Source organism: Paenibacillus sp. Marseille-Q4541 (assembly GCF_018310695.1).
Classification (GTDB): domain Bacteria; phylum Bacillota; class Bacilli; order Paenibacillales; family Paenibacillaceae; genus Paenibacillus.
In genome coordinates this window covers 1-5854 of the sequence record NZ_JAGXCY010000069.1, presented here as the reverse complement: position 1 = coordinate 5854, position 5854 = coordinate 1, and the positions used below count along the sequence as shown (strand labels likewise).

Sequence of the window (5854 nt, the reverse complement as noted above, 5' to 3'; positions counted from 1 at the left end):
CCCGCCATACTTCTCTGTATTCAAACTGTCCTGGGCCAATTGGGATCTTTACAAGGTATCCTTCTTCATCCTTACATTTGGTGCAACGGTAAGTTACACGATCGGGGGATTCCTCGTTATGAATCGAGGTGAGCAAACTCGCTCTCCTTTTGAGCTCTTCCAGATCTATTCCTTTCAGCTCGTCCTTCATACTCTTCACCTGATCCATCCCCCTTCCATGGTTCATCCATTCCTCTTGATTTCCAGTTTTTCAATATCCCGTTCACATAGCTTAAAGTTCTTCTCCCCTGAAGCACGGCTCGTTTAATGGCTTCTTTATACCAAACGATGGTATATGTGTTTACGAGATCATCTATTTGATCTTTCAGGATCGAACTGATTGTCCCAAACCCTTCTTCTTCAAAAATTCGATAAGGATTAATGGATGAATCATTTTGACTACTACTACCAGAAATCTGTTCTAGTTCTATTCCCTTCTCTTCAGTTCTCTTCAGTTCAGTTCTCTTCTCTTCTAGAGGAATTTTTGGGAAACTGTCGGAACTTCCGGGAAAGTCCGGGAATTTGGAACGAGTTCGCTTGTGTAATCCTTGCTGATGTTTATCAAAATTAAGAATCTGAATGACCCTTTCTCCGTCCACTTCGTACCAGTTAATAAGTCCGTGTGTCGCTAATTCTTCAAGCGCAGCAGCTACTTCCTCTTTCTTTTTATCAAGCATCGGTACAACCAGTGCCTTTACCTTTGAAGGTGAACCTGCCAGTCTACCGAAGTCGTCAGTATGTGGAATCATCCATGTAAATAGCAGCATGGAAAATATGTTAGGCAAATCATTCACTTTCTCAGAAATGGAGATAACTTTAGATATCATTCGTTTCTCAGCCATCCCATCAATTCCCCTTCCCTTCCTTACTACCCCCATCATTTCCGGGAATTTCCGGGAAATGCTTGGAAACATGTTTAAGGACTGTGTTAATAGCTCTAGCTATGAATTTTCGTGCTCTTATACCATTTGGATCTTCATCTAGCCAATCGTGGCACTCAGAACAAAGGTGTAATAAGTCGGTAACCTTCGTTTTATGGTCTAATTGTTTTCGTCCAGTAAGATGTGCCCGTTCAGTAGCTATGGCTTTCCCACACAACTCACATAATCCAAAGGAGCGTTCTTTTAGTTCGCGATCCACTTGAGGACTGATATCCCCCATTTGTTTCTGTGTTTCTTTGATCCGCTTTAGTTTCCCCGGCTTAGGTACCGGTCTATGATCAAACATCCGGACCGCCTCCTATATATGTGTTTAGATCGACACGCAGCCTAAGACGTAATTCGTGTAAATGCTCTGTCATAGATGCAAACTCGTTACGCCATAAATGCATGGATTCATATGCTTCTGCTTCAACAACTCTTAGATCAAGTACTGCCAGTTCAGCAGCGTTTGTCTTATCCCCCTTAAGGGCATCACGCTTGGCTTCCGCATACACTCGTTTTCTAGTATTGTAGATCCGCTTGTAATCGCCATCTTTGTAAGCTGACACTCGGCCCATAAGCATATGAGCCTTAGTCAGATACTGTATTTTCTTTACAATACCGCCTGGGCTGTCATCATCGTATTCCTTAGCAATAGCCCTGTACCGTTTGATTTCTTTGATATACGCCGCTGTCTGGTCCTCCATAGAGACACCGCCTTAAAACGGTAAATCATCATCAGCGATGTCGATTGGCTTCCCGTCACCAGAGAACGGATCTTGGTTGTTTTGCTCACTAGAAGGAGGACTGCTTTGATTTCTGTTTCCACTCTCCAGGAATCTAACGTTATCCGCGATAATTTCAGTTACGTATACACGCTTGCCTTCATTGTTTTCGTAGTTCCGTATCTGGATTCTGCCTTCGACCGCAGTGAGTCTTCCTTTACGTAAGTAATTCGCGCAAGTCTCTGCAAGCTGTCTCCATGTGACAACTGGAATAAAATCAGCTTCTCTTTCTCCACCAGCTGCAGAAAAAGGACGATCAACTGCTAAAGTGAATTGTGTTACCGCTACCCCCGCAGGGGTATATCTCAACTCCGGATCCTTAGTTAAACGTCCGATCAAAATAACTCGATTAAGCAAATGTGTTTCCCCCTTATATTTGAATGCTTGTCCATTCGAAAAATGGAGGCATATTTACATTCCTGAAGAATATTGATATATTAATCACTAACAAAATTTGTTTTGAGAGTTAATGGCTTCAGCTGCCCCACAGCTGGAGTCATTTTTCGTTTGTTCCTCTCCTATAACGATCGTTAAAGCACCGATCGAATCAGCCCAACAGCTCATGGTGCAGTAAATACCAATTGATCCAACCTTAAATACTTGTTGCCCCTCGTAGATAGCCTTTTGACAATTCTTGTTACCACAACAATTCACTTTAAGTAGTACCTTTTGCTTTCGAAGCCTACGCACCTGTACTCTTAGTAATGCAATATTCCGCGGATCTTTCTCAATCTCGAGCTTACGGTACAGTTGATTCAACTCATTGCGTGCTTTCCTGCGTTTATTCCGACATACCATACGATCAGTTCCTTTCCTTAAGAGATAACGTATAGAAGAACAACCACATATTAAACAGCAACCATGCCACGAAAAGGCACCACATTGTTTGCCTTCACCCTTTCCCAGTTAGCTTCTTGGATCTGATTCTCGTATTTCAATATTTGTAATCGATCATTGTATTTGAGATACTGGCGTCGAGCATGAACCGCGATATTGTGATAGCAATCTGCTTTCATCCGCTCTTCCAACTGAAGAAAAAATCCGCATATACTTACCAATTGCTGAATATTGTTCATATACAAGCCCCCTTATTGTTAACCAGCTCGTCTTACTGGTCTCCATGCATTCACGTAAGAGATTACTTCTTGTAGATCCTGGCGAAGTACATCTTTGTAACTTGGCACTCCCCAGCGGTCCTTAATTTCCTTATAGAGCTGACGGAATAAATTTCCTCGCTCATCTTTGTCTGGCTCAATGGAACAAACCTTTTTACTTACCGCTTGCTGTAGTCTCCGTTGTTGTCCACTGTCTAAAGTGATTTGAGTTTCAAGCTTACGACCAATCGTTTCTAACTTACTTTCAATCTGAGGTAACTTGTCCATCACATCAGCTGTTTGTCTTAATGCGATTGCAATAGCTGCGTTAGAATCCAGTACAGGGATGTTATTTGTTAGTTGGTTTCGCATACGCTTGAACTCTTCTAAAAATTTAACTTTCATTTTCATTGCTTCCGAAGTTACATATCCCATAGCAACAATTGCGAAGGCATCTTCTGTAAGATCAAATTTCGAATACCATTGATCGTTTTGAGGATGTTGGTAATGGGTCCGCTCAAAGTTGAGCACACCCCACTCTTCTTCGCCAGCCTCATTTAACTTTTGAAGTTGAACCTCAATGTCACGTACTACATTTTTATGACCCTTATTGAATTTCTCTGCTATGGTCAAACTGTCAGTTACCGTATTTCCGTTTTTTATAAATACTAATAAAGAATCCATATACCAATGCCCCTCTCTCTATCCCCGTTGATGTTCACCTTTCATTTGGGTAACCTCATATTCTTTTAGCCACTCCGGTTTAATACGACGTTGCATTCCAACCTTAATACTTTTTAGCTCCCCCGATTTAAGGAGCCTTCTGACAGATGAATCACTGATTTTAAAGTGTTTCATTACCTCAGGGATCGTTAACATCTCTTGACTAAACATGCACTTACTCACCCCATTTCTAAATATATGTTAGACATCAATGTGCTTCCTGAAAAATATCTAACAATAAGTTAGGATTGTTTTCAAAAAAAACGATGTCTCTTACTCTGCATTCAAAAACATCAGCTAATTCAGATGCTTCTTGCATCGATACAGACTCAGGACGATTCTCCATCCGAGTGTAGGTACTTATGCATACCTTCATGCTATCAGCGATTTTAGTTTTTGTTAGCTTTCTATAAGCTCGCCATTCTCTTATAGTTCTTCTATGTTGGTGATGAGTTGTCATCCGTGAAATCTCACCTCCTTCGCTGTGATGTGTTACCAATATATCCTAACTTAAAGTTAACTGTCAAACTAAAAAACAAAAAAATTAAGTATAAGTTAGAATTTTTGTGGAAATACAAAATGAATAATGGTACGATGACAGTACAAATAGTGCGACGAGGGAGTTATCGTGAAGAAAATTAACTTTTCAGAAAATTTAAAAAAATATAGAGAAGCAAAAGGAATATCGAAAGAAGAATTAGGTACGAGATTAGGGGTCTCAGGAGTAACGGTCGGTTACTGGGAAAATGGAAGAAACGAGCCTAGAATGGGGAAAGTCGAACAAATAGCTCAAGTTTTAGATGTAACAACAGACGATTTGCTATTTGATGATTCCTCAAATTCATCAGAAGTAATAAACATAAGCAATGATCAGCAGCAGCTAAGCAACGAACAAAGAAAGGCAATTGAATTACTATTGTCTCTACCAGAAGAAGAAGTTAAAATGTTTAGCTTGCTTATGCAAAGATCAATAAAAGATTAATAAGGACAGAAGGTGGTTTCATGTCTAGAAAATATAAAAATGTTAGAGAAAGAAACGGAAAATTTTATTATCGATATGATAGTAAAGATCCTGCAACAGGAAAAAGGATTCAAAAAGAAATCGGGGGATTTGCAACTGCTAAAGAAGCAGAGCGTGAAGGAATAAAGATACAAGCTGAAAAAATACATGGAATATACATTGACGAAAAAAAGATTACTCTTGCGGAATGGATTGATGAATGGCTAGAGATTTACAAAGCTACTGGTAAGGTAAAACAAAGAACAGTCGATCAGCGCAAGAGCACTCTAAACGCAGCTAAAAAAATTGCTGGCGGTTTAAAACTTATAGAGATTACCCCTTTGTTTTATCAAACTTTATTAAATGATTTAATAAACAGCAGCAAAAATTACTCCTACGGCTATATTAAGAATTTTCACACTGTAATGAATATGCTATTCACTGAAGCAGTAAAGAAAGAAATAATAAAAAAAGATCCTACAGCAAACATAGAGATTCCAAGAAAAAAATTGACTGTAGATGAGTTAGAGAACTTGGTTGAACTTCCAGAGTATTTAGAAAAAGAAGAGTTAGCAAAATTATTTATACATGCAAAGAATGAAATTGATCGTCCACAATTGTTCAGAGCCATTTATATATTAGCGTACACAGGCATGCGGATCGGTGAACTATGCGCATTGAAATTAACCGATATAGATGAACTCCATAAAAGAATTTCTATTACTAAAACTTTATATGTACCAAGAGGGATAGATGAATATGTACTGAACACTCCAAAAAATCATGCATCAATTCGAAAAATAGATATTAGTAGTAGGGTCCTAACTATAATAAAAGAACAAATTGCATGGAGAAATAAATTTAAAATGGAATATCGCAAATGGTTTTATGATGGACCTGACTTTCTTTTTATAAATGAGAATCGCCACATGGGCTGTCCATACCCTCCTGGCGAGCTTAGAAAGCATATGGCTGAAGTTGTATCTAAGGCCGGTCTTCCCCCGTCTATAACCCCCCATTCTCTTCGTCACACGTATACATCCCTAATGGCAGAGGCCGGAGTTGAGCTGCCTGCTATACAAAAGCTGTTAGGACATTCGAGTGACGAGATAACAGAAACTGTTTATTTGCATGTTACAAACGCGAGAAAACGAGCTGCCGTCGAGAAATTAGACGCATTAATGGATAATCTGTGGTAAAGAGTCGAGTGTTGTGGGGAATTTGTGGGACAACCCTTCACTAATCCTTTATTTATCAAGCTTTCAGAATTAAAGGTTTTTATCACGGAGATAA

At 39.3% G+C, this 5854-nt stretch carries 11 protein-coding genes; 2 read left to right on the top strand and 9 right to left on the bottom strand.

Annotated elements, in window-relative coordinates:
* Positions 1-116: 116 nt before the first annotated feature.
* From KFT32_RS26895 to KFT32_RS26855, 9 genes are all read right to left on the bottom strand, one after another.
* Positions 117-881: a DnaD domain-containing protein gene (locus KFT32_RS26895; RefSeq protein ID WP_211750421.1), complete on the bottom strand. Its 765-nt coding sequence runs from the start codon at positions 879-881 to the stop codon at positions 117-119.
* 4 nt (positions 882-885) lie between these two features.
* Entirely contained in the window at positions 886-1266 is a 381-nt protein-coding gene (locus KFT32_RS26890) for a hypothetical protein (protein ID WP_211750420.1), read from the bottom strand.
* Entirely contained in the window at positions 1259-1666 is a 408-nt protein-coding gene (locus KFT32_RS26885; RefSeq protein WP_211750419.1) for a hypothetical protein, read from the bottom strand. The genes KFT32_RS26890 and KFT32_RS26885 overlap by 8 nt, the downstream gene beginning before the upstream one ends.
* 12 nt (positions 1667-1678) lie before the next feature.
* The gene (ssb, locus tag KFT32_RS26880) at positions 1679-2101 is read right to left on the bottom strand and encodes a single-stranded DNA-binding protein (RefSeq protein WP_211750418.1); all 423 of its coding nucleotides are present in this window, start codon (positions 2099-2101) and stop codon (positions 1679-1681) included.
* An 87-nt stretch (positions 2102-2188) separates the two neighbouring features.
* On the bottom strand, positions 2189-2542 hold the full coding sequence (locus KFT32_RS26875; protein ID WP_211750417.1) for a hypothetical protein: 354 nt from the start codon (positions 2540-2542) through the stop codon (positions 2189-2191).
* 50 nt (positions 2543-2592) lie between these two features.
* Positions 2593-2820, bottom strand: coding sequence for a hypothetical protein (locus KFT32_RS26870; protein WP_211750416.1), 228 nt, complete (start codon positions 2818-2820; stop codon positions 2593-2595).
* Between the two features lie 18 nt (positions 2821-2838).
* The gene (locus KFT32_RS26865; RefSeq protein ID WP_211750415.1) at positions 2839-3522 is read right to left on the bottom strand and encodes a Rha family transcriptional regulator; all 684 of its coding nucleotides are present in this window, start codon (positions 3520-3522) and stop codon (positions 2839-2841) included.
* An 18-nt stretch (positions 3523-3540) separates the two neighbouring features.
* Positions 3541-3732 (bottom strand): helix-turn-helix domain-containing protein, encoded by a 192-nt coding sequence (locus KFT32_RS26860; protein WP_211750414.1) that lies wholly within the window; start codon positions 3730-3732, stop codon positions 3541-3543.
* 37 nt (positions 3733-3769) lie between these two features.
* Positions 3770-4021, bottom strand: coding sequence for a helix-turn-helix transcriptional regulator (locus tag KFT32_RS26855; RefSeq protein WP_211750413.1), 252 nt, complete (start codon positions 4019-4021; stop codon positions 3770-3772).
* Positions 4022-4189: 168 nt separating this feature from the next.
* On the opposite strand from KFT32_RS26855, the gene KFT32_RS26850 reads away from it, so the two are divergent.
* Positions 4190-4543, top strand: a complete 354-nt coding sequence (locus tag KFT32_RS26850) for a helix-turn-helix domain-containing protein (protein WP_211750412.1) — start codon at positions 4190-4192, stop codon at positions 4541-4543.
* A 20-nt stretch (positions 4544-4563) separates the two neighbouring features.
* Positions 4564-5760: a site-specific integrase gene (locus KFT32_RS26845; protein ID WP_211750411.1), complete on the top strand. Its 1197-nt coding sequence runs from the start codon at positions 4564-4566 to the stop codon at positions 5758-5760.
* Positions 5761-5854 lie beyond the last annotated feature (94 nt).

Bases quoted from the DNA above. Each gene is read 5' to 3' on its own strand.
- KFT32_RS26895 (WP_211750421.1), bottom strand. From the start codon at position 881: ATGGCTGAGAAACGAATGATATCTAAAGTTATCTCCATTTCTGAGAAA.
- KFT32_RS26890 (WP_211750420.1), bottom strand. From the start codon at position 1,266: ATGTTTGATCATAGACCGGTACCTAAGCCGGGGAAACTAAAGCGGATC.
- KFT32_RS26885 (WP_211750419.1), bottom strand. From the start codon at position 1,666: ATGGAGGACCAGACAGCGGCGTATATCAAAGAAATCAAACGGTACAGG.
- KFT32_RS26875 (WP_211750417.1), bottom strand. From the start codon at position 2,542: ATGGTATGTCGGAATAAACGCAGGAAAGCACGCAATGAGTTGAATCAA.
- KFT32_RS26870 (WP_211750416.1), bottom strand. From the start codon at position 2,820: ATGAACAATATTCAGCAATTGGTAAGTATATGCGGATTTTTTCTTCAG.
- KFT32_RS26865 (WP_211750415.1), bottom strand. From the start codon at position 3,522: ATGGATTCTTTATTAGTATTTATAAAAAACGGAAATACGGTAACTGAC.
- KFT32_RS26860 (WP_211750414.1), bottom strand. From the start codon at position 3,732: ATGTTTAGTCAAGAGATGTTAACGATCCCTGAGGTAATGAAACACTTT.
- KFT32_RS26855 (WP_211750413.1), bottom strand. From the start codon at position 4,021: ATGACAACTCATCACCAACATAGAAGAACTATAAGAGAATGGCGAGCT.
- KFT32_RS26845 (WP_211750411.1), top strand. From the start codon at position 4,564: ATGTCTAGAAAATATAAAAATGTTAGAGAAAGAAACGGAAAATTTTAT.